25 protein-coding genes are annotated in these 26,319 nt (G+C 69.9%); 7 read left to right on the top strand and 18 right to left on the bottom strand.

Features of this window, described 5'->3' with window-relative positions; all coding sequences use genetic code 11:
* Positions 1-2 precede the first annotated feature (2 nt).
* The 3 genes from H7J06_RS07125 to H7J06_RS07115 are packed head-to-tail and all read left to right on the top strand — an operon-like array spanning position 3 to position 5,097.
* Complete coding sequence (locus H7J06_RS07125) at positions 3-1,565, top strand: ABC transporter permease (RefSeq protein WP_264037984.1); 1,563 nt, start codon at positions 3-5, stop codon at positions 1,563-1,565.
* Positions 1,562-2,614, top strand: a complete 1,053-nt coding sequence (locus tag H7J06_RS07120) for an ABC transporter ATP-binding protein (protein WP_264037983.1) — start codon at positions 1,562-1,564, stop codon at positions 2,612-2,614. The genes H7J06_RS07125 and H7J06_RS07120 overlap by 4 nt, the downstream gene beginning before the upstream one ends.
* Positions 2,614-5,097 carry an AMP-binding protein gene (locus H7J06_RS07115; protein WP_264038090.1) on the top strand — a complete coding sequence of 828 codons (2,484 nt, stop codon included), beginning with the start codon at positions 2,614-2,616 and terminating at the stop codon, positions 5,095-5,097. Before H7J06_RS07120 ends, H7J06_RS07115 begins: the two co-directional genes overlap by 1 nt.
* Here the strand turns inward: H7J06_RS07115 and H7J06_RS07110 are convergent.
* The 8 genes from H7J06_RS07110 to rplS form a co-directional block, all read right to left on the bottom strand.
* Positions 5,075-5,881: an acyl-CoA thioesterase gene (locus H7J06_RS07110; protein WP_264037982.1), complete on the bottom strand. Its 807-nt coding sequence runs from the start codon at positions 5,879-5,881 to the stop codon at positions 5,075-5,077. The two genes, H7J06_RS07115 and H7J06_RS07110, sit on opposite strands and share 23 nt — an antisense overlap.
* A complete protein-coding gene (locus H7J06_RS07105; protein WP_264037981.1) occupies positions 5,878-7,083 on the bottom strand; it encodes a CoA transferase in 1,206 nt (401 codons plus the stop codon). Before H7J06_RS07105 ends, H7J06_RS07110 begins: the two co-directional genes overlap by 4 nt.
* Before the next feature lie 2 nt (positions 7,084-7,085).
* The gene (locus tag H7J06_RS07100) at positions 7,086-7,859 is read right to left on the bottom strand and encodes an HAD-IIA family hydrolase (RefSeq protein ID WP_264037980.1); all 774 of its coding nucleotides are present in this window, start codon (positions 7,857-7,859) and stop codon (positions 7,086-7,088) included.
* Positions 7,860-7,863: 4 nt separating this feature from the next.
* Positions 7,864-8,667 (bottom strand): SDR family NAD(P)-dependent oxidoreductase, encoded by an 804-nt coding sequence (locus tag H7J06_RS07095; RefSeq protein ID WP_372515252.1) that lies wholly within the window; start codon positions 8,665-8,667, stop codon positions 7,864-7,866.
* Positions 8,668-8,680: 13 nt separating this feature from the next.
* The gene (locus H7J06_RS07090; protein ID WP_024450376.1) at positions 8,681-8,986 is read right to left on the bottom strand and encodes a DUF2469 domain-containing protein; all 306 of its coding nucleotides are present in this window, start codon (positions 8,984-8,986) and stop codon (positions 8,681-8,683) included.
* 41 nt (positions 8,987-9,027) lie between these two features.
* Complete coding sequence (locus H7J06_RS07085) at positions 9,028-9,711, bottom strand: ribonuclease HII (protein WP_264037977.1); 684 nt, start codon at positions 9,709-9,711, stop codon at positions 9,028-9,030.
* Between the two features lie 8 nt (positions 9,712-9,719).
* Positions 9,720-10,529, bottom strand: coding sequence for a signal peptidase I (gene lepB, locus H7J06_RS07080; RefSeq protein WP_264037976.1), 810 nt, complete (start codon positions 10,527-10,529; stop codon positions 9,720-9,722).
* A gap of 86 nt (positions 10,530-10,615) precedes the next feature.
* A complete protein-coding gene (gene rplS / locus H7J06_RS07075; protein ID WP_056548924.1) occupies positions 10,616-10,957 on the bottom strand; it encodes a 50S ribosomal protein L19 in 342 nt (113 codons plus the stop codon).
* 340 nt (positions 10,958-11,297) lie between these two features.
* Here rplS and H7J06_RS07070 point away from each other — a divergent pair, with 340 nt between their 5' ends.
* Complete coding sequence (locus H7J06_RS07070; protein ID WP_264037975.1) at positions 11,298-12,239, top strand: serine hydrolase; 942 nt, start codon at positions 11,298-11,300, stop codon at positions 12,237-12,239.
* Between the two features lie 6 nt (positions 12,240-12,245).
* Here H7J06_RS07070 and trmD read toward each other — a convergent pair whose 3' ends face one another.
* The 8 genes from trmD to H7J06_RS07030 form a co-directional block, all read right to left on the bottom strand.
* Entirely contained in the window at positions 12,246-12,926 is a 681-nt protein-coding gene (trmD, locus tag H7J06_RS07065) for a tRNA (guanosine(37)-N1)-methyltransferase TrmD (RefSeq protein ID WP_264037974.1), read from the bottom strand.
* A gap of 9 nt (positions 12,927-12,935) precedes the next feature.
* Positions 12,936-13,466, bottom strand: coding sequence for a ribosome maturation factor RimM (gene rimM, locus H7J06_RS07060; RefSeq protein WP_264037973.1), 531 nt, complete (start codon positions 13,464-13,466; stop codon positions 12,936-12,938).
* A gap of 22 nt (positions 13,467-13,488) precedes the next feature.
* A complete protein-coding gene (locus H7J06_RS07055) occupies positions 13,489-13,731 on the bottom strand; it encodes an RNA-binding protein (protein WP_029114920.1) in 243 nt (80 codons plus the stop codon).
* Positions 13,728-14,204, bottom strand: coding sequence for a 30S ribosomal protein S16 (rpsP, locus tag H7J06_RS07050; protein ID WP_264037972.1), 477 nt, complete (start codon positions 14,202-14,204; stop codon positions 13,728-13,730). Before rpsP ends, H7J06_RS07055 begins: the two co-directional genes overlap by 4 nt.
* A 200-nt stretch (positions 14,205-14,404) precedes the next feature.
* Positions 14,405-14,821, bottom strand: coding sequence for a nuclear transport factor 2 family protein (locus H7J06_RS07045; protein WP_264037971.1), 417 nt, complete (start codon positions 14,819-14,821; stop codon positions 14,405-14,407).
* A 40-nt stretch (positions 14,822-14,861) separates the two neighbouring features.
* Positions 14,862-16,079, bottom strand: coding sequence for an osmoprotectant NAGGN system M42 family peptidase (locus H7J06_RS07040; protein ID WP_264038089.1), 1,218 nt, complete (start codon positions 16,077-16,079; stop codon positions 14,862-14,864).
* An 89-nt stretch (positions 16,080-16,168) separates the two neighbouring features.
* On the bottom strand, positions 16,169-17,872 hold the full coding sequence (gene ngg / locus H7J06_RS07035; RefSeq protein ID WP_264037970.1) for an N-acetylglutaminylglutamine synthetase: 1,704 nt from the start codon (positions 17,870-17,872) through the stop codon (positions 16,169-16,171).
* 2 nt (positions 17,873-17,874) lie between these two features.
* On the bottom strand, positions 17,875-19,686 hold the full coding sequence (locus H7J06_RS07030) for an N-acetylglutaminylglutamine amidotransferase (RefSeq protein ID WP_264038087.1): 1,812 nt from the start codon (positions 19,684-19,686) through the stop codon (positions 17,875-17,877).
* Positions 19,687-19,819: 133 nt separating this feature from the next.
* On the opposite strand from H7J06_RS07030, the gene H7J06_RS07025 reads away from it, so the two are divergent.
* The 3 genes from H7J06_RS07025 (at position 19,820) to H7J06_RS07015 (ending at position 23,101) form a co-directional block, all read left to right on the top strand.
* A complete protein-coding gene (locus H7J06_RS07025) occupies positions 19,820-20,707 on the top strand; it encodes a D-alanyl-D-alanine carboxypeptidase family protein (protein WP_264037969.1) in 888 nt (295 codons plus the stop codon).
* A gap of 80 nt (positions 20,708-20,787) precedes the next feature.
* Positions 20,788-22,218 carry an HNH endonuclease signature motif containing protein gene (locus H7J06_RS07020; protein ID WP_264037968.1) on the top strand — a complete coding sequence of 477 codons (1,431 nt, stop codon included), beginning with the start codon at positions 20,788-20,790 and terminating at the stop codon, positions 22,216-22,218.
* Positions 22,219-22,276: 58 nt separating this feature from the next.
* Entirely contained in the window at positions 22,277-23,101 is an 825-nt protein-coding gene (locus tag H7J06_RS07015; RefSeq protein ID WP_372515251.1) for a D-alanyl-D-alanine carboxypeptidase family protein, read from the top strand.
* Positions 23,102-23,110: 9 nt separating this feature from the next.
* On the opposite strand, the gene H7J06_RS07010 is transcribed toward H7J06_RS07015, so the two are convergent.
* Together H7J06_RS07010 and H7J06_RS07005 are read right to left on the bottom strand one after the other, a co-directional pair.
* A complete protein-coding gene (locus H7J06_RS07010; RefSeq protein WP_264037966.1) occupies positions 23,111-24,805 on the bottom strand; it encodes an amidohydrolase in 1,695 nt (564 codons plus the stop codon).
* Positions 24,802-26,238 (bottom strand): APC family permease, encoded by a 1,437-nt coding sequence (locus H7J06_RS07005; protein ID WP_264037965.1) that lies wholly within the window; start codon positions 26,236-26,238, stop codon positions 24,802-24,804. Before H7J06_RS07005 ends, H7J06_RS07010 begins: the two co-directional genes overlap by 4 nt.
* Positions 26,239-26,319 lie beyond the last annotated feature (81 nt).

Here is a 26,319-nt window from a genome sequence, read left to right as displayed (position 1 = left end):
AGATGATCACCGACACGATCCCGGCGGCACGCCGCACGGCAGCCGTCGAGCGGCCGGGGCCGGCGCTCGTCGGGGCCGTGGTGGTGCTGGTGGCAGCGACCTTCGTGCCACTCGGGTACGTCGCCTGGTCGGTGGTCGCCACCGGACCGTCCGAGGTCTACGCGCTCGTCGCCCGCCCGCGGGTCGTCGAATTGCTGGTCAACACAGTCGGACTGGTCGTGGTGACGGTGCCGCTGTGCGTGGTGCTCGGCGTCGGTGCGGCCTGGTTGGTGGAGCGCACCGACGTGCCGGGACGCTCGCTGTGGCGGCCGCTGCTCGTGGCGCCGCTGGCGGTGCCCGCGTTCGTCAACAGCTATGCGTGGGTCAGCGTGGTGCCGTCGTTGCACGGCTTCTGGGCCGGCATCCTGGTCGCGACGACGTCGTACTTCCCGTTCGTCTACGTCCCGGCAGCAGCGACGCTGCGCAGGCTGGACCCCGCCATGGAGGAATCGGCCAGGGCGCTGGGGTCCAGCCCGACCGTGGCCTTCCGGCGGGTGGTCCTGCCCCAGTTGCGGCTCGCGATCCTCGGGGGCGGGCTGCTGATCGGCGTGCACCTGCTCGCCGAGTACGGTGCGTTCGCGATGCTGCGCTTCCCCACCCTGACGACGGCCATCTTCGAGCAGTTCCAGGCCACCTTCAACGGTGCCGCGGGCAGCACCCTTGCCGGTGTCCTGGTAATGCTCTGCCTGGTCCTGCTGGCCGGCGAGGCGGCCGCCCGCGGCACCGCCCGGTACGCGCGGATCGGCTCGGGGGCCGCCCGGCACCTCTCGCCGCATCGGTTGGCGCGCAACGCGATCCCGGCCTGGGCGGCGCTGGCGGTCCTTGCCGCGCTGGCGCTCGGCGTGCCGACGTGGACGATCGTCCGCTGGCTGTGGATCGGCGGGACGGGTGCGTGGGAGCTCGACGAGATCGTCACCGCGACCGTGCAGACCGCGGGTCTGGCGGCGGTGGCCGCGGCGGCGACGACGGTGCTCGCCTTCCCCTTCGCCTGGGTGGCCGTGCGGTACCGCGGCTTCTTCGCGCGATTGGTCGAGGGCTTCAACTTCGTCACCAGTTCCATGCCGGGCATCGTCACCGCACTGGCCCTGGTCACCGTCGCCATCCGCGTCGCACCGCCGCTCTACCAAACCGTCGCGCTGGTCCTGGCGGCGTACGTGCTGCTGTTCATCCCCCGCGCCATGGTCAACCTCAGGTCGGGGCTGGCCCAGATTCCGCCGGGGATCGAGGAGGCCTCGCGGTCACTGGGCGTGTCCCCGGCCCGGACCTTCCTCCGAGTCACGTTGCGGCTCACCGCTCCGGCCGCCGCGGCCGGCGCGTCGCTGGTGTTCGTCGCCGTCGCCACCGAACTGACCGCGACCCTGCTGCTGGCGCCGACCGGCACCAGCACGCTGGCGATGCGGTTCTGGTCGCTCAGCAGCGAGCTCGACTATGCGGCCGCCGCCCCGTACGCCCTCCTTCTCGTCGGGCTCTCGGTCCCGGTGACCCTGGTGCTGTTCCGCCAGTCGACGCGGGCGGCCGCGCTGTGACGAACCGGGCACTCGAGATCAGCCGTCTGACAAAGGGTTTCGACGGCCAGGACGTACTGCACGGCGTGGACCTGAGCGTACGGCCGGGCACGGTCACGGCGGTCGTCGGCGCGTCTGGGTGTGGCAAGACGACGCTGCTGCGTCTCGTCGCCGGCTTCGAGACCCCCGACGCCGGAACCATCTCCATCGCGGGACGCACGGTCGCCGACGACGGCCGGAGCGTGCCCGCCCACCGGCGCGACGTCGGCTACGTCGCCCAGGACGGCGCGTTGTTTCCCCATCTGACCGTCGGACAGAACATCGCCTACGGGTTGACCGGCAGTGCGCGCAGCACCCGCGCGCGGGTCGCCGAACTGCTCGCCACGGTGTCGCTCGACGCGGCCGTGGCGCGGCGCCGGCCACACCAACTCTCCGGTGGCCAGCAGCAGCGCGTGGCGCTCGCGAGGGCGCTGGCCCGCGAACCCGCGCTGATGCTGCTCGACGAACCGTTCAGCGCGTTGGACACGGGTCTGCGTTCGTCCACCCGCACGGCCGTCGCCCGGCTTCTCGCCGAGGCGAACGTCACGACACTGCTGGTCACCCACGACCAGGAGGAGGCCCTGTCGATCGCCGACCAGGTCGCCGTGATGCGCGACGGTCGATTCACCAGAGTCGGTACGCCGCAACAGGTCTACCTCGCACCCGGGGACGTCTTCACCGCCCAGTTCCTCGGGGAGTGCGTGCTGTTGCCCGGCACGGTGACCTCGGGGGTCGCCGACTGCGCGCTGGGCCGGGTGCCCGTGCGCGACGGCGCCGCCGACGGCCCGGCGACGCTCCTGCTGCGGCCCGAGCAGCTCGTCGCCAGCACCGTGTCCGACGGCGAGGGGGGCACCGGCGTCGGCACCGTGTCGTCCTCGGAGTTCCGTGGGCGCGACGTCCTGCTGACCGTCGACGTCGGTGGGGCCGAACCGATCACCGTCCGCCAGCACGGGATCGACCCGCCGGGAGTCGAGGCCAAGGTGCGCGTCGACGTGATCGGTACGGCGGCCGTCCTCGACGAGCGGCCGTGATGTTCACCAACCTGGTCGAGCACCTCGCCTCCCGCGGTGACGACGCGGCACTGCTGACCGTCGACCAACGGGTCTCCTACCGCCAGCTCGCCGACCTGGTCGCCGCCAGCGCGTCGGACTTCGGCTCACGGCGCAGACTCGTTCTGCTGGAGACCCGCAACGACGTCGACTCCGTGGTGCACTACCTCGGCGCGCTCGCTGGCGGCCACGTGGTGCTGCCCGTGCCCGCCGGCGCCGACCACGCCGCGCTGGTCGACTCCTACGACCCCGACGTGATCATCCGCGACGGCACCCTGCGGCACCGCCACCGCGCCGCGCACGAGTTCCATCGCGAGCTGGCCCTGCTGATGTCGACCTCCGGCAGCACGGGCTCACCGAAGCTGGTGCGCCTGTCGAGGACCAACCTGGCCGCCAACGCGGACGCCGTCGCGACCTACCTCGACATCCGCCACACCGACCGGGCCGTGACGACGTTGCCCATGTCCTACTGCTACGGCCTGTCGGTGGTCCACAGCCACCTGCTGCGCGGCGCCGGCCTGGTCCTCACCGACGACTCGGTGGTCGAAGACCGCTTCTGGGACCTGATGAGGTTGCACCGCGGAACGACCTTCGCCGGCGTTCCCCACACCTTCGACCTGTTGGACCGCATCGGCTTCGACGACATGTCACTGCCGCATCTGCGCTACCTCACCCAGGCCGGCGGCCGACTCGCCCCCGACGCCGTCCGCCGGTTCGCCGAGCTCGGCCGGCGCCGCGGCTGGCAACTGTTCGTGATGTACGGCGCCACCGAGGCCACCGCCCGAATGGCTTATCTGCCACCGGAACTCGCGCACGAAAGACCGGACTCGATCGGCGTGCCGATCAGCGGCGGGCGGTTCGAGCTCGTGGCGGGCGACGGCATGGCCGACGGCGTTGGCGAGCTCGTGTATCACGGGCCCAACGTGATGATGGGCTATGCGGAGCGTCCCGAGGACCTCGCGCTCGGTCGAACCGTCGACGCGCTGCACACCGGTGACCTCGCGCGACTGTCCCCCGACGGCCTCTACGAGGTGGTCGGGCGGATCAGTCGCTTCGTGAAGCTCTACGGCCTGCGCATCGACCTGCAGCGCGTCGAGTCGGCCCTGGCCAAGGCCGACGTGACGGCGATCTGCGCGGACCACGACGGTGCGCTGGTGGTGGCGGCCGGCGACCGGCCCGTGGGATGCGACGTCGCCGTGCTCGCCACCCACGCCTCCGGCCTGCCCCGCTCCGCGATACGCGTGCTCGACGTCGACGAGATCCCGCGGCTGCCGTCGGGCAAACCCGACCTGCACGGCGTGCGCGCGCTGGCCGATCGGACCGCCGCTGCGTCGCGGGACGTGCTCGATCTGCGCGACCTGTTCGCCGACGTCCTGCACCTCGACCCCGCCGCCGTCGACCCGCGGGCCAGCTTCGTCGACCTCGGCGGCAATTCGCTGTCCTACGTGGCGATGTCGGTGCGGCTCGAGCGCGCGCTCGGCCACCTGCCGACCGACTGGCCCCGCATGCCCCTGCGCGATCTGGAGGCCGCGCGCCGGTCTCGCCGGCGGTGGGGCACCACGCTGGAGACCAGCGTCGCGCTGCGCGCCGTCGCCATCGTCCTGGTGGTCGGGTCGCACGCCGGGCTCTACACACTTTGGGGCGGCGCCCACGTACTGCTCGGGATCGCCGGCTACAACTTCGGGCGGTTTTGCCTGACCCCCCTGCCCCGCACCCAACGGGTCGGACACCTTGCCACCACCATCGCGTGGATCGCCGTGCCGTCCATCGTCTGGGTCGCCGTCGCGCTGGTCATCACCGACGACTACACCGCGTCGAACCTGTTGCTGGCCAACAAGTTCCTCGGCCCGGACGACAGCATGACGGCAGGCCGGCTGTGGTTCGTCGAAGTCATGGTGTGGATTCTGGTGGCGTTGACACTAGCCTGCGCGTCGCCGCTCGCCGACCGCATGGAACGACGGCGCCCGTTCGCGTGCGCGTGTGCGGTTCTCGCGGTGGGTCTGGTGGTGCGCTTCGACGGTTTCGGCATGGGCCACGACGCCTGGTTCACCATGCTGGCGTTCTGGTTCTTCGCCGTCGGCTGGGCGGCGTCGAAGGCCTCGACCGCCTGGCAGCGCGCCGCCGTCACCGCGATGCTGGCCGTCGGCGTCGTCGGCTACTTCGGCAATGCCCAGCGGGAACTGCTGGTGTTCACCGGCCTGGCGTTGCTCGTCTGGCTGCCCGCCGTCCGCTGCCCCACGGCGTTCACCGTGGTGGCGGGCGTACTGGCCGAGGCGTCACTGCTGATCTACCTGGTGCACTACCAGGTGTACCCGCTGTTCGGGGACCACCGCCTGCTTGGCGTCGTCGCGTCCCTTCTGACGGGGGTGGCCCTGACGCTGCTGCTGACCCTGGCGCGCAAGAGGATTGGTCCGCTGGGCACTCGACGGGTCGGCGCCTGGGCTACTGCTCCCGCTCGGCGATGAGGCCCTCCTGGGCGAGGGTCGCCGCGACGGCACCGTCCGCGCCGACCAGGCTGCCGACGATGACGCCCCGGCCCCGCGCCGCCGCGGGGGACCTGGTCTCCAACAGGTTCCACTGGTCGGCGCGTACGGGTCGGTGAAACCAGATCGACGAATCGGTGGTGCCGCTGCGATGGGTTCGGGCCGTCATCGAGTGGCCGTGCACCTGCAGGGCCGGATCGATCATGTAGACGTCGCACACGTACGCCGTGATCACGTCGTGCAGCAGCGGATCGTCGGGAACGGGCACCTCGACCCGCCACCACAGCCGCCTGACGAACTCCCCCGTCGACCGGTCGTCGACGACGCGAACGTCGATCTCGTCCAACGGCATCGACGGTGCGGGCCCCGGCGGGCCGGTCCTCGGCAGGGTCTCGGGATCCTCCGCGAACGCCTCCACGTGGCCGTGTTCCGGCCCGGGTAGGGGCAGCGAGAAGGAGACGGTGGCCGCCGTCGTCATCCGCCCGGCCTGCCGTGACACCACCCGGCGCGACGCGGCGGTCCGGCCGTCGAAGACGCGCTCCACGGAGTACTCGACGTCGGCGCCGGCCTCACCGCCGCGCAGGAACTGCAGATGCATGGTGACGGGCCGCTTGGCGGGCTCGACCGTGCGGGCCGCGGCGGCCAGCGACTGTGCCATGAACTGGCCGCCGTACGCACGCTTGCCCTCGGGGCCGCTGGCGGGGCCGATCCAGGAGTCCTCGGAACCGCCTGGCCGCACGTCCAGCAGCCGCAGCAACCTGCTCACGAGACGGTGCCGGCCTGGACCAGCCGGTCGATCTCGTCGTCGGACAGCCCGAGGCGATCCCGAAGCAGTGCCGCGGTGTGGTCGCCGAGTTCGGGGGCCGGCACCGCGGGCCGGTAGGCGCCGTTGACGGCCACCGGCAGCCCCGGCGCCAGATGGGTGCCGATCCGCGGCTGGTCGAGCGGGCCGAACAACGGGTTGTCGGTCACCTTGGGGTCGTCGACGGTCTCGGCGAAGGTGCGGTAGCGCTCCCACAGGATGGAGGTCGCGGACAGCGCGGCGGAGACCTCCTGGGCGGTGTGGTCGGTGAACCACACCGTGAACAGACCCGTGAGCGCGTCGCGGTGGCGGTAGCGCTGACCCTCGTCGCCGAAGTCCGCGCCGAGTGCATCACCAAGGGCGGCAACCGCCTTCGTCGTCCCGGTCATCTCGGTCAGATCCCGGAAGTGACGTCCGGTGAGCGCGACGACCATGAACGACGCCCCGTCACCACTGACGAAGGCCTGGCCGTACTGCCCGTAGATCGAGTTGCCGAGGCGCTGACGCGAGACGCCGTTGACCATCACCTCGGTCAGGAAGCCGAGGTTGCCCGCGGTGGCGAGCGCGACGTTCTCCAGCGCAATGCCGATGCGCTGCCCCTCTCCGGTGGCGTCGCGGTGGCGCAGGGCCGCGATCACCGCGAGCGCCACGTACAGCCCGCAGGTGACGTCCCAGGCCGGCAGGACGTGGTTCACGGGCTCCGTCAGCCCGGGTGGCCCCGTCACCGCGGGAAAGCCGAGTCCGGCGTTGACGGTGTAGTCGACGCCGGTGCCGCCGTCGACCCGGCCCGACACCTCGACGTGGATGAGGTCGGGGCGCAGCGCCACCAGGCCGTCGTACGAATGCCATTGCCGCCCAGCCGCATTCGTGATCAGTACACCGGAGTCGACGACGAGGCGGGTGATCAGCTCCTGGCCGTCGGCGGAGCGCCCGTCCAACGCCGCCGACAGCTTGCCCTTGTTCAGCCCGGCCCAGTAGATGCTCTCGCCGTCGGCCGTCACGGGCCACCGGTGATAGTCGGCGGCGCCGCCCACCGGGTCGACGCGGATCACCTCGGCACCCAGTTGGGCCAGCGTCATCCCGGCGAGCGGGACGGCGACGAAACTGGAGATCTCGACGATCCGCACCCCGGCCAACGGCCTGGCGGCGTCACGGTGGTCGGTCACGGTCAGATGAGCTCGATCGCGTCGGCGATGGAGTCGAGCACCCGGCTCGGCCGGAACGGATACTTCTGGATGTCTGCGACGGCCGTCGACCCGGTGAGCACCAGGATGGTCTCCAACCCCGCCTCGATGCCGGCCACGACGTCGGTGTCCATCCGGTCCCCGACCATGAACGTGTTCTCCGAATGCGCCTCGATGCGGTTGAGTGCGCTGCGGAACATCATCGGGTTCGGCTTGCCGACGAAGTAGGGCTCGCGGCCGGTGGCCTTGGTGATGAGCGCCGCGACCGAGCCCGTCGCCGGGGTGGGTCCCTCGGCCGACGGCCCGGTGACGTCGGGATTGGTGGCGATGAAGCGGGCGCCGCCGCCGATCAGCCGGATAGCCTTGGTGATCGCCTCGAACGAATACGTTCGCGTCTCGCCGAGAACCACGAAGTCGGGTCCGGTGTCGGTGAGCGTGTAGCCCACCTCGTGCAAGGCCGTCGTCAGGCCCGCCTCGCCGATCACGTACGCGGACCCGCCGGGCAGCTGGTCGTGCAGGAAGGCGGCAGTCGCCAGCGCCGACGTCCAGATCGCGCCCTCGGGCACTTCGAGGCCGGAGCGCAGCAGTCGGGCCGCGAGATCGCGCGGGGTGAAGATCGAATTGTTGGTCAGCACCAGGAAGGGACGCTTCTTCTCCGCGAGCCGTTGCAGGAACTCGGCGGCACCCGGCAGGGCACGCTCCTCGTGGACGAGGACACCGTCCATGTCGGTGAGCCAGGACTCCGGTGCGGATCGCATCGTCTCAGCGTACGACGACGGTGCTCGGAATCCGCGGCGCCCCGAGCGCGGCCCGGTGCGACGGCGGGCGGCGGCCGTCGACGTCGGTGATGCCGTACCGCGTCGCGAGCTCGGCGCCGATCAGGCTCTGACCGGTCAGGTCGGCGAGCTCCGGGTCGCGCCACAACGCGTCGAGCACGTGACCGGTGAACTCGGGGGTCTCGGCGTGCTCGGCCGTCTTCGCCAGTGCGTCGGGATGGCCGTCGAAGGCGCTGCGGAACTTCTCGGTCAGCAGGATGCCCATCCAGATCGAGACGGTGGACACCCCGGTGCCCTCGAAGTCGACGGCCATGTCGGCGGCCAGCTTGTCGACCCCCGCCTTCTGCGCCCCGTAGGCGGGGCCGTGCATGTAGACCACCGACCCGGGTGACGACGTGAACGCGATCAGCCCGCGGCCGGCGGGCACCATCAGCCGCGCGGCGTGCCACGACGCCACGTAGGCCGACCGCAACCCCACGTCCAGCACGTCCCCCAGCTCGAGGGGCTTCTCCCAGAACGGTTTCCGCGAGGTCAGGTGGTCACTGATCGCGGCGGCGTTGTTGACCAGGAGGTCCAGCGTCCCGCACTCCTCGGCCACCCGCGCGAACAGGGCGGCGACCTGGGCGTCGTCGCGATGGTCGACGGTGACCGGGATTCCGCCGTCGCCGAGGTCCGTCACGGTCCGCCCGGTCAGGTACACCCGCCATCCGGACGACAGCAGCGCGGTGGCGATGCCGCGGCCGGCGCCGCGGCTGGCTCCGGTGACGACGGCGACGGGCGCTCGATCCACTGGCACCACCGGATCAGTCCGGCAGCCGCAGCTCGGGCTTCTCGACCTCTTCGATGTTCACGTCCTTGAAGGTGATGACCCTGACCTGCTTGACGAAGCGGGCCGGACGGTACATGTCCCACACCCACGCGTCGGCCAGTCGCAGCTCGAAGTAGACCTCGCCGTCGGCGTTGCGCGGCACCAGCTCGACGCTGTTGGCGAGGTAGAACCGGCGCTCGGTCTCCACGACGTAACTGAACTGCCCCACGATGTCCTTGTATTCGCGGTACAGCGAGAGCTCCATCTCGGTTTCGTACTTCTCGAGATCTTCGGCACTCATCGGTTCAGTGGTCCTTCGTTCGGTGTGATGTACATCTTTCCTCAGCCCATTTCGACATGCTGCCCGGCCTCCCCAACCGAGACCCGGCGCACGTTGACGAACGAGAACCGGTGCTCGCTGCAGGGCCCCCGCTCGGCCAGCGCCGCGGTGTGGAACGGCGTGCTGTACCCCTTGTGCACCGCGAAGCCGTACCCGGGATGCGTCGACTCCATCTGCACCATCAGCCGGTCACGACTGACCTTGGCGAGCACGCTGGCCGCGGCGATGCACGCCGCCGCGGCGTCACCGCCCACCACCGGCAGAGACGGCATCGGCAACCCCGGCACGCGAAAGCCGTCGCTCAGAACGTAACCCGGCCGCAGCGACAGCCCCGCGACGGCCCGACGCATGCCCTCGATGTTGGCGACGTGCACCCCGCGCAGGTCGACTTCCGTCGACGGGATGAACACCACGTGATAGGCCAGCGCGTAACGCCGGATCAACGGGAAGAGCCGCTCCCGCTCGCGCTCGTTGAGCTTCTTGGAGTCGTCGAGCGCCGCCAGGCTCTCCAACCGGTTGGGTCCCAGCACGCAGGCCGCGACGACGAGCGGCCCCGCACAGGCACCCCGGCCCACCTCGTCGACGCCGGCAACCGGGCCCAACCCGCCCCGGTAGAGCGCGGATTCGATCGTGCGCAGGCCCGCGGACCTGCGGATGACGGCTCGAGGCGGCCAGGTCGCCGGCAAGAGGTCTCCTACTGCGTGGTCTGCGGGTTGACGGCCGAGACGCTGCCCCAGCGACCAGGCGGCCAGGCGATGAAGCGGGCCTTGCCGATCACGTTGTCGACCGGAACCGTGCCCGCCATGGGGTCGCCGGTGCACAGCAGACCCTTCTGGGCGTCGGCAGGCAGGTTGGTGCAGTGCGCCCGGGAGTCGGCAGAGTGCGTGCGGTTGTCGCCCATCACCCACAACCGGTTCTCCGGCACCTTCACGGGACCGAACTCGTTGCCGAGGCACGGATAGATCTGCGGGTCGGCCATCATCGTGTTGACGTCCAGGTACGGCTCGACGAGCTTCTTGCCGTCGACCGTCAGCCCGGTGGCCGCCCGGCACTCCACCGTCTGGCCTCCGACCGCGATCACGCGCTTGACGAGGTCGTTCTCGTCGGGCGGCACGAAGCCGACGAACGACAACACGTTCTGCAGGTAGCGAATCGGGGTGCTGTCGGAGCGGATCGACTTGTAGCCGATGTTCCACGCCGGCGGACCCTTGAAGACGATGACGTCGCCCGGCTCCGGCGTCGAGAAGTCGTAGGTGACCTTGTCGACCATGATGCGATCGCCGACGCAACCGGCGCAGCCGTGCAGCGTCGGCTCCATCGACTCCGACGGAATCAGGTACGGCCGGGCGATGAACGTCAGCATCACGTAGTACAGGACCAGCGCGATGCTCAGAAGAATGGCGGCTTCGCGGACGGCACCGCGCTTCTTCTTGGGCGGATCCTCGTCGACGTCTTCTCGAAGGTCCTCGTCTGCGGCATCGGGAGCGTCAGCGGATCCGGTCACGCCCTCAGAGTAGTCAGCACGCCGCTCGGCGCCGCGCTGCTCGGGGTCCAACCGTCACACCCGTCCGGGCGCGCCGCCGGCGACGATCAGCGCTTTTCCTTGATCTTGGCCTTCTTGCCACGGAGTTCGCGCAGGTAGTACAGCTTGGCGCGACGCACGTCACCGCGGGTGACGACGTCGATGTGGTCGATGTTGGGCGAATGCAGCGGGAAGGTGCGCTCGACGCCGACGCCGTAGCTCTCCTTGCGCACGGTGAAGGTCTCACGGACCCCGCCGCCCTGCCGACGCAGCACGACGCCCTTGAAGACCTGGACGCGCTCCTTGGAACCCTCGATGACCTTCACGTGAACGTTCACGGTGTCGCCAGGACCAAAGGCTGGGATGTCGTCGCGGAGCGACGGCTGGTCGATGAAGTCCAGGGTGTTCATCGGTGACACTTCCTCGTGGTTTTGCGATCGTGTGATCGTGTTCTCGGTTGCGGCCGTGGGCATCACGTCTTCGTGCGACGTGTCACCGGACCGAGGTCTTCGCGCTTCTCGCACCAGCTTGGGGACGACTGATCCCCGCCGTGCGTAGGCAACTGCTCGATTGTGCCAGATGGGCGGCGTACCGACGAAATCGTGACCCGCGGAACCACCGCCGCGTGACCCCGGGCGACGCCGGCTGCGGGCGCGGCCTGGGCCGCCAGCGGTTAAGGTACCCGGCAAGGCAACGCGCCCGAACACCGGCGCGGGCGTCCCGATCCACCTCATTCGCTCAGGGAGGACCATGTTCCGGCGGCCGTCGAAGCTGCTGATGGTCACCGCCTTCACGGCTACGGCGGTAACCGTCGCCTCGGGGTGTGAGGCCAGGGTCTACGGCGCCCAACCCACACCCGCCACGCCCGCGCTGACCGTGGTCGCACCGCTGGGCAGCATGGCGCCGCTGCCGGAACCGCCACCCGACCAGCCGTCGGCCGCCTTCACCGGTCTGGAGGCGCGCGAACGCCAGGCGACGGCCGAGGCCGCCGACGACGGGGCCGACATCACCGCCCTGGTCCTGGACCGCAACACCGGCCAGATGGTGTCCAACGGAAACTCGACCACGATGGCGATCGCGTCGGTGGTCAAGCTGTTCATCGCCGACGACCTGCTGCTACAGGTGTCCAAGGGTCAGACCGAACTCTCCCCCGAAGACCACGTGAACTTCGACCGCATGTTGCGGCAGTCCGACGACAGCGCCGCGGAGGTGTTCTGGAATCGCGGCGGAGGCGACGCGATCGTCACCCGCGTCGCGGCCCGCTACGGGCTGACCTCGACCCGGCCGCCGAACGACGGACGGTGGTGGAACACCATCAGCACCGCGGCAGACCTGGTGAGGTACTACGACATGATGATGTCGGGCTCCGGCGGGCTGCCGCCCGAGCAGGCCAGCGTCATCCTGGCCAACCTGGCGCAATCGGCGCCGATGGCGCTGGACGGCACCCAGCCGGGTGGTGTGTATCCCCAGCGGTTCGGCATCCCCGACGGGCTGTTCGCCGAACCCGTAGCGGTCAAGCAGGGCTGGATGTGTTGCATCGGCTCGGATTGGATGCACCTGTCCACCGGCGTGATCGGGCCCGACCGCCGCTATGTCATGGTGATCGGTTCGATGCAGGCCGCCAGCTCGACCGCCGCTCGCGACACGATTACCCAGGCGGTCAAGACGATGTTCCCCGACGGCCGCATCTAGGCCCAGCTAGTCGGCCAGCAAATCCGGCCTGCGCTCGCGAGTGCGCTGCAGCGCCTGCTCACGACGCCACGCGGCGACCTTGCCGTGGTCACCGGACAGCAGCACGGGCGGGACCTCGAGCCCACGCCAGCTCGCCGGCCTGGTGTAGCTGGGCCCCTCCAGCAGGCCGTCGGAGTGCGAATCGTCCTGGTGCGACGCGGGATTGCCGAGGACGTCCGGGAGTAGCCGGACGACGGCCTCGATCATCACCAGCGTCGCCGACTCCCCACCGGTCAACACGTAGTCGCCGATGGACACCTCTTCGACGCGCATCCGACGCGCCGCGTCGTCGACGACGCGCTGGTCGATGCCCTCGTATCGGCCGCACGCGAACACCAGATGCCCTTCGGTGCTCCACCGTTGCGCATCGGCCTGACGGAAGGGTCGGCCCGCCGGAGTCGGTACGACGAGAAGCGTGTCGGCAGTGCAGACGTCGTCGAGTGCCTCACCCCATACGGGGGCCTTCATGACCATGCCGGGGCCGCCACCGTACGGGGAGTCGTCCACCGAGTGGTGCACGTCGTGGGTCCAGCGCCGGAGGTCGTGCACGGCGATCTCGAGGATGCCGTTGTCGATTGCCTTGCCCGGCAACGACTGTCGCAGCGGATCGAGATAGTCGGGAAAGATGGTCAGGACGTCAACACGCATGGCGACGCACTAGATCGAGTCCAGGTCCAGCAGGCCCTCGGGCGGGTCGATCTCGACGAGTCCGTCGTCCAGGGACACCGACGTCACGATGGCACCGACGAACGGGACCAGGATCTCCGGGCCGTCGCCCTCGCTGGGGCGCACGGCCAGGATCTCCCCCGCCGCGGTGTGCAGCACCTCGGCCACGACGCCCACGTCGAGGCCGGCGGTGGTGCGCACCCGCAAGCCCTCGAGTTGATGGTCGTAGAACTCGTCGGGATCCTCGATGTCGGGCAGGTCGGCCGCGTCGACGATGAACAGGCTCCCGCGCAACGCATCGGCCGCGTCACGGCTCGAGACGCCCTCGAGTCGCACCAGTAGTCGCCCGCTGTGTTCCCGCATCGAATCGACGACGAGCCGTCTCTCGGTCTTGTCCCGCGCCCTGGCGCGCAGCGCGTTGCCGGGCGCGAAGCGGTCGTACGGATCGTCGGTGCGGACGTCGACCACGACCTCGCCGCCGATTCCGTGCGCCTTGACGACACGTCCGACGACGAGGTCCATGATCGAATCGCCTACTGGGCTTCTATTGATCCGTGTCCACGACGTCGACGCGGATGCCCCGACCACCGATGCCGGCGACCAACGTACGCAGCGCCGTGGCGGTGCGGCCACCGCGGCCGATCACCTTGCCGAGGTCGTCGGGATGCACGTGCACCTCGACGGTGCGCCCCCGGCGATTGGTCACCATGTCGACCCGGACGTCATCGGGGTTGTCGACGATGCCACGCACCAGGTGCTCGACGGCGTCGACGACGACGGTGCTCATTCGGCAGCGGCGTCGGAGGCTGCGGCCTCGGCGGGCGCCTCGGCGGCCTCGTCAGCCGCGGCGGCGTCGTCGGCCTTCTTGGCGGGCGCCTTCTTCTTCTTGGAGGTCGTCGCGTCACCCGTGGGGGCGTCGTCGGCGGCGGCCAGAGCGGCGTTGAACAGGTCGAGCTTGCTGACCTTGGGCTCCTTGACCCGCAGGGTGCCCTCGGCGCCCGGCAGACCCTTGAACTTCTGCCAGTCACCGGTGATCTTCAGCAGCGCGAGGACGGGCTCGGTGGGCTGCGCGCCCACGCTCAACCAGTACTGCGCACGCTCCGAGTCGATCTCGATGAAGCTGGGGTCTTCCTTCGGGTGGTACTTGCCGATGACCTCGATGGCGCGGCCGTCGCGGCGGTTCCGCGCGTCGGCGACGGAGATGCGGTACTGGGGATTGCGAATCTTGCCGAAGCGGGCGAGCTTGATCTTGACAGCCATGGTGAAACGAATTCTCCTGTGATTGCCACGCTTGCAATTCAGCGACTCGGGCGGATTGCCCGGTCCGGTTTTGCCTTGCGTGTGTGACCGACGGGCAGCGCATCGAGCGAGTGACAGATGCCAGATCTCGCGTCGAACCGGGGTCGCCCGTCAGACAGCCGCCCATTGTGCCAGACCACGCCCCATCGGCGGAAATCGCCTCAGACGATCCGGTCGAAGCACTTCGTCTCGACCCGCCGCGTCATCCGCCACCCGTCGGCCGTGCGAACGAACTCGTCGTCGTACCAGAGCCCGCAGAACAGGATCTGACCGTCGTCGGAGAGCTTCATCGGGTTGAAGCACAGGATCCGCGACGAGGCCGTGTCCCCCGAGACCCGGACGTCGAAGTTGCCGATCAGATGCGAGTACGCCGGGAAGTTCGGCAGCACCTCCGACAGCCACTTCTTCACGTCCGGGAAGGTGCCGTCGATCCCGCCCATGGCGCGGTAGTCCACGTAGGCGTCCGGGGTGAACACCAGATCCAGGTCGTCGAACCGGCGCGTGTCGATCGCCGTCGAGTAGTCGACGAGGAGCTGTTGGATTTCGAGGCGGTCGGAGATCTCTTCCAGACTCAGCATGGGTTCGATTGAACACCTCGACCCAGCCGAGTAGGACGGTTTAGGCTTGCGGACCCTCCGACGGCGGCCAGTGCTCGCCCGGCGACACGTCGCCCGGCTCGGTGTGGTCACCCCGCGACAGCGGCACCCACTGCTCGCTGGGGGCGGGCTGCATCGACGACGGGAAGTCGCGGAGCTTGCCCGAGGGCTTGGCGTCCCACGCCTCGAACGTCAGCGGCGTCTCGAGCCAGCTCTCCAACAAGAGGTAGCACGCCTCCAACGAATCGAGGTGGCTGCGCTCCCAGCCGTGGCTGCCGTCCAAGCCGAAGGCGACCAGGGCCGCCCTGGTGTTGGCACCCGCCTCGATCGCCGCCGCCGCGTCCGACCGATAGAACCGAAAGATGTCCCGCGCGTGGGCGATTCCCTTGTCCTTGGCCAGGCGGAGCAGATTGCGCGTCAGGTGGTAGTCGAAGGGCCCGTGCAGGTCGGCCATTGGGATGGTGACGCCGTGCTCGAGTGAATGCTGACCGGGCGCGCACACGGCGTTGTCGACCGACACCAGCTCGGCGACGTCCGGCGGCAGCCCGCTGCTGGCGCCGTGGCCGACCTCCTCGGTGATGGTGATCATGATCGTGGTGCGGTGCGGCAGCACGACCTCGTCGGCCATTACCTTCTTCGCCAGCGCCAGGGCGACGGCCACGCCCGCCTTGCCGTCCAGGTGACGCGAGACGATGAAGCCGTCCTCGGTGAGCTCGGGGCTGGTGATGAAGGCGACGAAGTCGCCGACGTTGAGCCCGATGCGCACCAGGTCCTCGCGGGTCGACACGTTGCGGTCGACGCGGACCTCCACGTGCTCCCAGTCGGTGGGCTGGGTGTCGATCTCGTCGCCGTAGGCGTGCCCAGATGCCTTGAGCGGCATCACCGTACCGGTGATGAAGTCGTCGCTGTCGTCGGTGAAGATGCGCACCCGGGCGCCGGCGGCGAAGCGCGCGGAGAAGGTGCCGACCGGAATCAGCTCGAGGCGCCCGTTGTCCTTCAGGTCGCGGACCATGCAGCCGATGGTGTCGGCGTGGACGACGATCGCCCGGTCGGTGGTGGCCGACGCGCCGGGCAGTTCGGCGGTCAGCGCACCGCGGCGCGTCAACGTGAACGGCACGCCGAGCTCGTCGAGAATGCCACCGATCAACTGCATCACCGCGTCAGTGCGTCCCGACGGGCTGGGAGTCTGCAGCAGGGCGAGCAGCGTGTCGACCATCCAACTGCGGTCGTCGGCGCTCATCCGTGCGGCGGTGGTGGTCGCGAGGTCAGTCAAGGCGGCCCTTTCGGGTTCGTGTGTGGTGCAGTGTCCGGGCCGCAGCCTAGCGAGCGTCAGTCCCGCCCGTCATGTTCGGGCACGGGGGTGGGCTGCCACGCCCACGGTGTCGCCGCCGTCCGGGGGAAGAGCAGATCCACGAACGCCTGTGCCGTCGGCCGGGGTTCGTGGTTGGCCAGCCCGGGGCGCTCGTTGGCTTCGATGAAGACGTACTCCTCACCCTCGACGGACGGCACGATCAGGTCGATGCCCGTGACCGGGATGCCGATCGCGTCGGCCGCGTCGACGGCGACCTTCGCGAGCACCGGGTTCAGGTCGTCGGTCACGTCGCGGATGGTGCCACCGGTGTGCAGGTTGGCCGTGCGCCGCACCGTCAGCCGCTCGTTGAGCGGCAGCACGTCGTCGAGGTCCCAGCCCGCCTCGCGCACCGTGTCGACGGTGAGGTCGTCGACCGGGATCACCGACTCGCCGTGGGTGGCGGCCGACCGGCGGCGGCTCTGCGCCTCGACGAGGTGGCGGATGGTGTGATCGCCACTGCCGACGACCTCCGGCGGACGACGCAGTGCCGCGGCAATCACCTTGCCGTTGATGACGACGATGCGCAGATCCTCACCGGGACAAAGCTCTTCGAGCAGGACGTCGGGGCAATGCTCGGCGGCCAGCGTGACCGCGCGGTCCAAGTCCTCGGGCCGCGTCACCCCGACGGTGATGCCCGCCCCTTGCTCACCGCGGACCGGCTTCACCACCACCGAGCCCACTTCCCGGAGGAACTCGTGGTCCTCGTCGGTGAGGGTCGCCGAATGCCCGCGGGGCACCCTGATGCCCGCCTCGGCGACCACGCGCCGGGCCACGCGCTTGTCGTCGCACCGGCTCATGGCGACGGCATTGGTGAGTTCGGACAACGACTCCCGGGTGACCACGCTGGTGCCGCCGTGGGTCAGTTTGAGATAGCCGCCCTTGGCGTCGAGCACCTGGACGGCGATGCCCCGCAGGATGGCCTCGTCGGCGATGATCCGGGCGTACGGGTTGAGCTGCGACAGCTCCTCTTCGGATTTGGCTGGGGCGAAGAGCTTTTCGTTGATGGCGTTCTTGCGCTTGACGCCAAGGACGGGCACCCGCACGAAGCCCATCCGTTCGTAGAGCGCGATCGCGCCCTCGTTGTCGTGGAGCACCGACAGGTCCATCTGGCGGCGTCCACGTCTGATGAACTCCTCGATGAGCGACCGGACGAGCAGTCCCCCGACTCCCGGCCGGGACAGCGTCGGGTCGACGGCGAGGCACCACAGGCTGGAGCCGTTCTCCTCGTCGCCGAACAGCTGGAAGTGGTCGATGCCCGTGACGGTCCCCACGACCGCGCCGGTGTCGTCGTCGGTGACGACCAGATACACCATGTGCGGTTCGTCCTGGCTGTTCTTCCACATGAGGTCCACGTCGGCGGGAACCATGCGGCACTGCAAATAGATCTGGTTGATCGCGGCGCAGTCGTCGATCGACGCCACCGCGCGTACGGACAACCCGGGGACCGGCGCGGGCTCGTAGTCCAGCGGCGTGGTCAGGTCGACCCGGTAGGTGAAGCTCGGATCGATGAAGAACTCCTGCGGATGCAGCGCCACGAAGACGTGCGGGGCGTCGAGGTACATCCCGATGTCGCGCCGCCCGCTGGCCTCGGCCCGCAGGGCGGTGCCGAATTGCTCGGGGTCGTCGCACGTCTGCCCGAAGACCAGCCGACCCCAGCCCAGGTCTTGGACGACGGTGCTCATGGTCACTTGACCCCGTCGACGTGGCGGGCCAGCCAGAGCTCGAGCAAGCCGATCTGCCACAACGGATTTCCCCGCAGTGGCGTGAGGTTCCCGTTGGGGTCGGCGAGCAGTTCGTCGACCGCGGCGGGCGCGAAGAGACCGCGGTCGCGGGCGGCGGAGCTCGTGAGAGCGTCCTTCACCAGGTCGAGATACGGCCCCTGAAGGTGCTTGAGGGCGGGCACCGGAAAGTACCCCTTCGGCCGGTCGATGACCTCGTGCGGAATCACCTTGCGGGCGGCCTCCTTCAGGACGCCCTTGCCGTCGTAGGCGGTCTTGAGCTCCGGCGGACAGGTCGCCGCGAGCTCGACGAGCTCGTGGTCGAGGAACGGCACCCGGCCCTCCAGGCCCCACGCCATGGTCATGTTGTCGACGCGCTTGACGGGGTCGTCGACGAGCATCACCGTGGTGTCCAGTCGCAGCGCCCGGTCGGTCGCAGTGGCGGCGCCGGGGTGGGCGAAGTGCTCGCGGACGAACTCACCGGCGACGTCGGCGTCGAGGCGCCACGCGGGGGCCAACAGCGTGTCGAGGCCGGCGTGGTCGCGGTCGAAGAACGCCGTGCGGTAGCGACCGAGTGCGTCCTCGACGTCGTCGTCGGCGGCGTGCGCCATCGGCGGGTACCAGTGGTAGCCCGCGAAGATCTCGTCGGCGCCCTGTCCGGACTGCACGACCTTGACGTGCTTGCTGACCTCCTGGGACAGCAGATAGAACGCGACGCAGTCGTGGCTCATCATCGGCTCGCTCATGGCGCCGATGGTGTCGGTCAGGGCGGGCAACATGCGGGCGGTGTCGATGCGGATCTGGTGGTGGTCGGTGCCGTAGTGCCGGGCGATGACGTCGGAGTACTTGAACTCGTCGCCCTCCTCGCCGCCCGCGGCTTCGAAGCCGATGGAGAACGTCGCCAGCCCATGCTGGCCCGCCTCGGCGAGGAGCCCGACGATCAGGCTGGAGTCCAAACCACCGGACAGCAGGCACCCCACGGGGACGTCCGCGACGAGGCGGCGTTCGACCGCCGTGCGAAGGGAGCCGAGGATCGCGTCCTGCCAGTCGGCCTCCGACCAGTCGGCGCGTTCGGCGGACCGCTCGAACACCGGCTCCCAGTAGGTGTGCGTGGTCCTGGCGCCGTCGGGCTCGATGCGCATGATCGTGCCCGGCTCCAGCTTGCGGACGCCCTTGAGGATCGTGCGCGGTGCGGGCACGACCGAGTGAAAGCTCAGGTAGTGGTTCAGCGCCACCGGATCCAGGTCGGTGTCCACCCCGCCGGCGGCCACCAGGGCGGGCAGCGACGACGCGAAGCGGAGGGCGCCGGTGCCGCCGCCCTCGTCGACCTCGCACCAGTAGAGGGGCTTGACGCCGAGCCGATCCCGGGCCAGCACGACCCGTCCGGTGGTCGTCTCGGCCACCGCGAAGGCGAACATTCCCTTGAGGTGGTCGACGACGCGCTCACCCCACTCGCGATAACCCTTGAGGATCACCTCGGTGTCGCTGTGGGAGAAGAAGCGGTAGCCCTTGCCGAGGAGCTCGCGCCTGAGCTCGGGATAGTTGTAGATGCAGCCGTTGAACGCGACGGTGAGACCGAGTTCCGGATCGTGCATGGGCTGGTGGCCGCTGGTGGACAGGTCGATGATCGCCAGCCGCCGATGGCCGAACGCGACCCCGCCGCTGGACCAGGCTCCGCCGCCGTCGGGACCGCGAGGAACCATGCAGTCCGTCATCGCGCCGATGGCTGCGAGATCGGCCGCGCGGCCTCTGGCTATTTCGCCGGCTATGCCACAAATGGTGATCGACTCCTCGGGTGTGCAATCGGGCGTTCGGGGGTAATCGAGCGCCCCCGGTGTAGCCGGATTACGCCTCCGTCAAACCCCCCGGTGGCGCGGCTCACCCTCGCGCCGGACAGTAGGCTGAGCAGCCATGGCTCGGCTCCTCGGCGCCCTCGCGATCACCATCGCGGCGCTACTCCCCACGTCAACGGTGCTCGCCACCCCCAATGCGGCGGCCGACGTCGACGTCGCCCCCGCCGGGGCGGCCCAGATTCCGGCCGGACCCGCGCCTGCGTGGATCGTCGCCGACCTCGACTCCGGCCGAATCCTCGCCGGCCACGACCAGTACGTCACCCATCCGCCCGCAAGCACGATCAAGGTGTTGCTGGCGCTCGTCGTCCTCGAGGAGCTGCCGCTCGACGCCACGGTGGTCGCCACCCAGGCCGACGCCACGGCAGAGTGCAACTGCGTCGGCGTGACTGCCGGACACGTCTACACCACTCAGGAGCTGCTCGACGGACTGCTGCTGGTGTCGGGCAACGACGCCGCCAACACCCTGGCCCACATGCTCGGCGGCACCGACGTCGCCGTGGCCAAGATGAACGCCAAGGCACTGCAACTCGGCGCCACCGGCACCCGCGCCGGTTCGCCTTCCGGCCTGGACGGCCCCGGCATCGACGGCTATACGACACCGCACGACCTGGCCGTCGTCTTCCGTGCCGCACTGGACAACCCGGTGTTCACCGCGATCACCTCCTCGCCCACCGCCACGTTCCCGGGCGCGGACGGGCCCGTGACGCTCTACAACCAGGACGAGCTGCTGGGCCGATACCCGGGCATGCTCGGCGGCAAGACCGGTTTCACCGATCCCGCCCGCAAGACCTTCGTCGGCGCCGCCGAGCGCAACGGTCGGCGCCTGGTCGTCGCGATGATGTACGGGCTGGTCGTCGAGGGTGGACCGACGTACTGGGATCAGGCCACCGGTCTGCTCGACTGGGGCTTCGCGCAGGACGGGTCGGCGGGGATCGGCACGCTGTAGGACCCGCCCCTGGCTCGAGCTCCTGTCGTCGAACCCGCTAGACGAAAGCGATGTCAGACCCCGCACCTACCATCGAACACATGAGCGAACGGGGCGCGTCGGCGGCGTTGCTGCAGCGGATGTGCTCCGCCGCGAGGGCCGAGGCGTGCGCCGCTGCCGAACGACTCGTCGCCATCGGTGAGCTGGTGTCGCTGCGGCTGGCCGAGGACGCGGGCGCCACCGACCTGTGGGTCGTCGACGCCACCGACGCGGTGACGCTGGACGTCGCCGCCGCACTGGGCATCAGCCGCGACCTGGCCGCCAGCCACGTCCGCTACGCCCACGCCCTGCGGTTCTGCCTACCCCGACTCGGGCGAGCGTTCATCGCCGGCGACATAGACGAGACCACCTTCCGGGCCTGCGTGTTCCGGACCGGGCTCATCGTCGACGACGACACCCTGGCCGCAGTGGACGCCGAACTCGCAATCAGCGCCCCGCGCTGGGGATCGTGCAACCGCTCCCAGCTCGCCGCCCGCGTCGACCGGGTGATCGCGACGGTCGACCTCGACGCCGTCCGGCGGCGCCGTGACCGCCTCGCCGGACGCGACGTGGTCGTCGGCGACGTGGACAACGGGCTGGCCGAGATCCACGCCACCGTCACCGCACCCGAGGGGCACGCCTTCGCCGACCGCCTCACTGCGTTGGCCAACACGGTGTGTGAGGCCGACGGCCGCGCCATGGCCGAACGTCGAGCCGACGCCGTCGGGGCGCTCACCGCCGGCGCGGACCGCCTGGGCTGCCGCTGCGGACAGGCCGACTGCCCAGCGGCCGGCGCGGTGGCCAGCGCCGTGGTGATCCACGTGATCGCCGAGCAGGCCACCGTCGACGGCACCGGCGTCGCGCCGGCGGCGATGATCGGGTTCGAGGGGTTGATCCCACCGGAGATGGTCACCGAACTGGCCAAGGCCGCCCGGCTTCGCCCACTGGCGCACCCGCTCGACGCCGCTCCGGAGTGCGGCTACGTGCCCTCGCAGGGGTTGGCGGACTACCTGCGGTGCCGGGACCTGACGTGCCGCTTCCCCGGCTGCAACGCCCCGGCCACCCGGTCCGACCTCGACCACGCGATCCCCCATGGTCGCGGCGGGCCGACCCAGGCGTCGAACCTGAAGTGCCTGTGCCGATTTCACCATCTCGTCAAGACGTTCTGGGGCTGGTCCGACGAACAACTCGTCGACGGCACGGTCATCTGGACCTCACCGGCCGGGGACCGGTACGTCACCCACCCCGGCAGCGCAATCGTCTTCCCGTCGCTATGCGCCCCCACCGCCCCAATCGTCCTCGACGCCCACAACGAGGTACGCGACCAGTCCGACCGCACGGCGAAGATGCCGCGCCGCCGGCGCACCCGCGCGCACCAACGCGCCCATCACATCGCCGCCGAACGGCGCGCCAACCACCGCCTACGCACCACCACACCCACACCCGCCGCCGAACACGCCCTCGACGGCGACCCGAGCCCACCACCCTTCTGATACCCGACGGAGACCTGATCGCGCGCTGGGCGAGTCCTGGGCTGCCTACGCTCGCGGTGTGCGACGACTGTTGACGGCGACGGTCCTCGCCATGGTGGCGGTGTTGACGGCGCCTGTCGCCGCCGCACTTCCGGACGGCGCCCCCGCGGGGGCGGTCGCGGCCCCGCCCGACGGTCCAGCTCAGGCCTGGCTCGTCGCCGACCTCGACAGCGGGAAGGTGCTCGGCAGCCGGGATCCCGGTGTGCCCCGGGCGCCCGCGAGCACCATCAAGCCGCTGTTGGCGATGGTGGTGCTGGACCACCTCAACCCGAACTCCTTCGCGCGGGCCAACCAGAGCCACACCAAGGTGGAGTGTTCGTGTGTGGGGTTGGTGCCGGGTCAGGCCTACACCACGACCCAGCTGCTCGCGGGCCTGCTGATGGTGTCGGGCAACGACGCCGCGAACATGCTCGCCGACATGTTGGGCGGCCAGCGGGCGGCCGTGGCCGCGATGAATGCCAAGGCGCGGGCACTCGGAGCGAAGAGCACTCGCGCATCGTCGCCGTCCGGACTCGACGGTCCGGGTTGGGAAACCCTGACCACCCCTTATGATTTGGCGTTGATCTACCGCCAGGCGTTGACCTACCCGCTGATCGCCCAGATCTTCCGGTCCCCCACGGCAGCCTTTCCCGGCAAGACGCTGACGGCGCAGAACGAACTGCTGACGCGCTACCCGGGCGACTTCGCAGGCAAGACGGGCTACACGGACCTCGCGCGCAAGACGCTCGTCACCGCCGCCCAACGCAATGGGCGGCGCCTGCTGGTGGTGCTGATGTACGGATCCGGCGATCTGTACGGACAGGCCGTCGGGCTGTTCGACTGGGGTTTCAGCCAGCCGGCCTGAGCCCCGACGTCAGTGGCAGTGCACGTGCTGGGACGCCGTGCCCGCGCTGACCGGGTCCTCCGGCAGTTCCGGCCTCACCCGGTCGACGAGTGCGCCCGCCGAGTGCACGGTCTTGCCACCGACCAGGGTCAGCTCGGCGTGCTGCTCGAGCAACCCGGTCGGCGACTGCTCGTGGTGGTAGAGATCGTCAGACCACACCACCAGGTCGGCCAGCATGCCGACCGCGATCCGACCCCGGTCGTTCTCGAGGTGCCAGGCGCGGGCACCGTGCACGGTGTACGCCTCCAGAGCCCGATCGAAGCCGACACGTTCGGCGGGCGTCCACGAGTCCGATCCGTCGAGCGCGGCCCGGGTGGCAGCCGAGTAGACGCCGACCAGCGGATCCATCTCGCCGACCTGCCAGTCACTCGAAAAGGCCACCGTCGCACCGGAATCGAGGAGGCTGCGGAACCGCCAGGCCCGGCTCCAGCGTTCCTCGCCCACGTTGTCCATCCAGGTGCCGGCGACCAGGTCTGGCGAACAGTGCCGAGGCTGCACGGCGGCGGTCACGCCCAGCGCCCGGAAGCGCGGCAGGTCGTCGGGATGCAGGCACTCGACGTGGACGATGCCGTGTCGGCGATCGAGCGTTCCGTTGACGCGGGCGGCCTGCTCGATCGCGTCGAGCGTCAGCCGGATGCCCGCATCACCGGTGGCGTGGGTGTGGGTCTGGAAGCCCATCCGGTCGAGTTCGCCGAGCACGCCGACCAATTCGCGCCCGGGGTAACTGGGCCGCCCACGCGCGCCCGGCCGATTGGCGTAGTCGTCGAGCATGAGCGCCGTGTGGGGCTCGATCACGTCGTCGGCGTAGAGCTTCACCGGGCCGAGCCGCAGCATCGGGTCGGCACCGGCACCGTCGACGGCGTCCCGAAGGCGCTGACGGAAGCCGCCGTCGGCACCCACCGGATGGAACAGTGCCGCGATCACCCGGGAGGTCAGGACGCCCTCGGCCAACGCGCGCTCGAACAGCGGCAGTTCCGCAACCGGCACCTGGGGTTCGACCACGGTGGTGATCCCCAGCGCGGTGGCCATGCGCATGCTCGACCGGAGCTTGCGGTACCGGCGGTCCGGCGAGTACATCGGGATGTCAGCCTGAAGGGCGGCCAGGCCCGCCTCCGTCATCGCGCTGGTGTAGAAGTCGGTCACCCAGCCGGTCGGTTCGCCCGACTCGTCGCGCTCGGGGCGGCCCCACGCGACGTCGACGCCGTTCGAGATGCCGAGCACGGCCAGTGCTGCGCAGTTGAGCCAGACCGAGTGCTGGTCGTAGGTGGTGACGAAGATGGGCTTGTCGGTGAGCCCGTCGAGATCGGCGGCATTGGGGCGCCGACCCTCGACGACCGAATACACCGCGTTCTCGGCGCAGATCCACCCGAGATCGGTTCGGCGCGTGGCGAACTCGCCGATGCGTCGGCGCACCTCGGTGAGGTCGTGGGCGCCTTCTAGGGATACCGCGTCCTCGTCGAAGCCGAGCAGCAGGTGGTTGTGGCCGTCGACGATGCCGGGGGTGATCAACCGACCCGGCGCCTCGACGCGGCGAGCGGCGGCCGGCGCGTCCGCGGCGGTCCCGACGTAGCTGATCCGTCCGTCGGTGACGCCGACCGCTTCGGCCCATGGCGCCGCGGCGTCGAACGTGCGAACGCGCGCCCCGGTGAGGAGGAGATCGGTCATCGGTCGCCCTCCTCGTCGTCGACCTCGAGCAGCAACAGATGGGTGCCGGCGCGGCTGCGCAGGTATCCGAAGTAGTACAGGTACCCGGCCGCGACGATGCCGACGGCGATGCCGAGGCTCGGCCACTGGGTGGGATCGAGCAGCCCCATCACGAAGATCGCCGCGATCGCGACGAGCGCGACGACGGGCGGCAGCGGCCAGAGCGGCATCGCGTAGCCGGTCCGGCCCGACGTGCGACGCATGACGATCGCCGACAGTGCGATGAACCCATAGCTGAAGGCCAGCGTCGACCCGGTGGCGTTGAGGAGGAGGTCGACGGGGATCAGGCATCCGGCGACGGCGAACACGCCCATCACGAGGGTCGCCACCCACGGCATCTTGGCGTTCTCCGAGACCCGGGTGAGCGGAGTGGCGATCGCCTGCGGCAGGGCCTGGTCGCGGGCCGCGGCGAACAGCAGTCGGCCGGACTGCAGGGCGATCGCGATGATGGCGTTGACGATCGCCAGCGCGATCGAGACGAAGACGAAGACGGTGACGGCATGCCCGGCCCGCTCGTCGAGGAACGCCTCGACCGGCAGGTCTGCGCTGAACAGATCCCCGAGCGAGCTGGTGCCGAGCAGGATCGCGGCCAGCGGGATGATCTCCGCGAGAATGGTGACGACCGCACTCCACAGCACCGCTCTGGCGATGGTGCGTCGGGCGTTCTTCGTCTCCTCGGCGAAGTACACCGCACCGCCGTAGCCGTTGAACGAGAAGATCCCCTGAGTGACGGCGATGACCAGCCCGGCGATGCCCAGCGGCGCCAGATTGCCGGTGGCGGCGTCGAGGGCCTGCGGGTCGAACAGTGCGGTGATCGGTCGTTCGACGTGCACCAGACCAAGCACCGAGAGCAGCGCGAGCGCCGCCATCTCGATGAACAGGAACGCTCCGGTCACCCAGGCGTTGGTTCGAATGTTCAGGCATGCGGTTCCCGTGGCCAGCACCGTCACGACGACGGCAGTCCACACGGGGTCGAGGCCACCGATCGCGACCCCGAGGTACTCGGCCACCCCGAGGGCGAAGACCGCCACGATCAGGGGCAGTGTGACCAACCCGACGAAGAAGACCGCCACCCCGGCGGAGGGTCCGAGGGTGCGGCTCACCAGCGAGTAGTCGCCGCCGGCGACCGGATGGCGCGAGGCCAACTCGGCGTAGCAAAAGGCGATGAGGATGCTCACCACGCCCGCGATGGCAAAGCCCCAGAACACGCCTGTGCCGTAGGCGCCCAGTGCGGCACCGCCGAGGACGAACACGCTGGAGGCGGGCGAGATGCCCGACAGCGTGATGAGCACGTTGCCGCCCACTCCCAATGACCGGGACAGCGTGCCGTCGTAGGTCGGGGCGCCGGACGGGGGCGTGGTGTCGGCCGCGGTCGGCGGCGTCGCATGGGTCATGTCGTGGTCTCTGATGGTGGGGCCCGGGCATGCCGGAATTCTTTGACGTTGTTGTCGAAGAATGATCCCGAGGTTGGCATG

This window comes from Mycolicibacterium hodleri (genome assembly GCF_025822245.1).
Taxonomy (GTDB): Bacteria; Actinomycetota; Actinomycetes; order Mycobacteriales; family Mycobacteriaceae; genus Mycobacterium; species Mycobacterium hodleri.
This window is presented reverse-complemented; position numbering and strand designations above follow the sequence as displayed.

Coding starts and splice junctions, on each gene's coding strand:
- H7J06_RS07125 (WP_264037984.1), top strand. CDS start 3: ATGATCACCGACACGATCCCGGCGGCACGCCGCACGGCAGCCGTCGAG.
- H7J06_RS07115 (WP_264038090.1), top strand. CDS start 2,614: ATGTTCACCAACCTGGTCGAGCACCTCGCCTCCCGCGGTGACGACGCG.
- H7J06_RS07100 (WP_264037980.1), bottom strand. CDS start 7,859: ATGCGATCCGCACCGGAGTCCTGGCTCACCGACATGGACGGTGTCCTC.
- H7J06_RS07090 (WP_024450376.1), bottom strand. CDS start 8,986: ATGAGTGCCGAAGATCTCGAGAAGTACGAAACCGAGATGGAGCTCTCG.
- rplS (WP_056548924.1), bottom strand. CDS start 10,957: ATGAACACCCTGGACTTCATCGACCAGCCGTCGCTCCGCGACGACATC.
- H7J06_RS07070 (WP_264037975.1), top strand. CDS start 11,298: ATGTTCCGGCGGCCGTCGAAGCTGCTGATGGTCACCGCCTTCACGGCT.
- trmD (WP_264037974.1), bottom strand. CDS start 12,926: ATGCGTGTTGACGTCCTGACCATCTTTCCCGACTATCTCGATCCGCTG.
- rimM (WP_264037973.1), bottom strand. CDS start 13,466: ATGGACCTCGTCGTCGGACGTGTCGTCAAGGCGCACGGAATCGGCGGC.
- H7J06_RS07055 (WP_029114920.1), bottom strand. CDS start 13,731: ATGAGCACCGTCGTCGTCGACGCCGTCGAGCACCTGGTGCGTGGCATC.
- rpsP (WP_264037972.1), bottom strand. CDS start 14,204: ATGGCTGTCAAGATCAAGCTCGCCCGCTTCGGCAAGATTCGCAATCCC.
- H7J06_RS07045 (WP_264037971.1), bottom strand. CDS start 14,821: ATGCTGAGTCTGGAAGAGATCTCCGACCGCCTCGAAATCCAACAGCTC.
- H7J06_RS07040 (WP_264038089.1), bottom strand. CDS start 16,079: ATGAGCGCCGACGACCGCAGTTGGATGGTCGACACGCTGCTCGCCCTG.
- ngg (WP_264037970.1), bottom strand. CDS start 17,872: ATGAGCACCGTCGTCCAAGACCTGGGCTGGGGTCGGCTGGTCTTCGGG.
- H7J06_RS07025 (WP_264037969.1), top strand. CDS start 19,820: ATGGCTCGGCTCCTCGGCGCCCTCGCGATCACCATCGCGGCGCTACTC.
- H7J06_RS07020 (WP_264037968.1), top strand. CDS start 20,788: ATGAGCGAACGGGGCGCGTCGGCGGCGTTGCTGCAGCGGATGTGCTCC.
- H7J06_RS07010 (WP_264037966.1), bottom strand. CDS start 24,805: ATGACCGATCTCCTCCTCACCGGGGCGCGCGTTCGCACGTTCGACGCC.
- H7J06_RS07005 (WP_264037965.1), bottom strand. CDS start 26,238: ATGACCCATGCGACGCCGCCGACCGCGGCCGACACCACGCCCCCGTCC.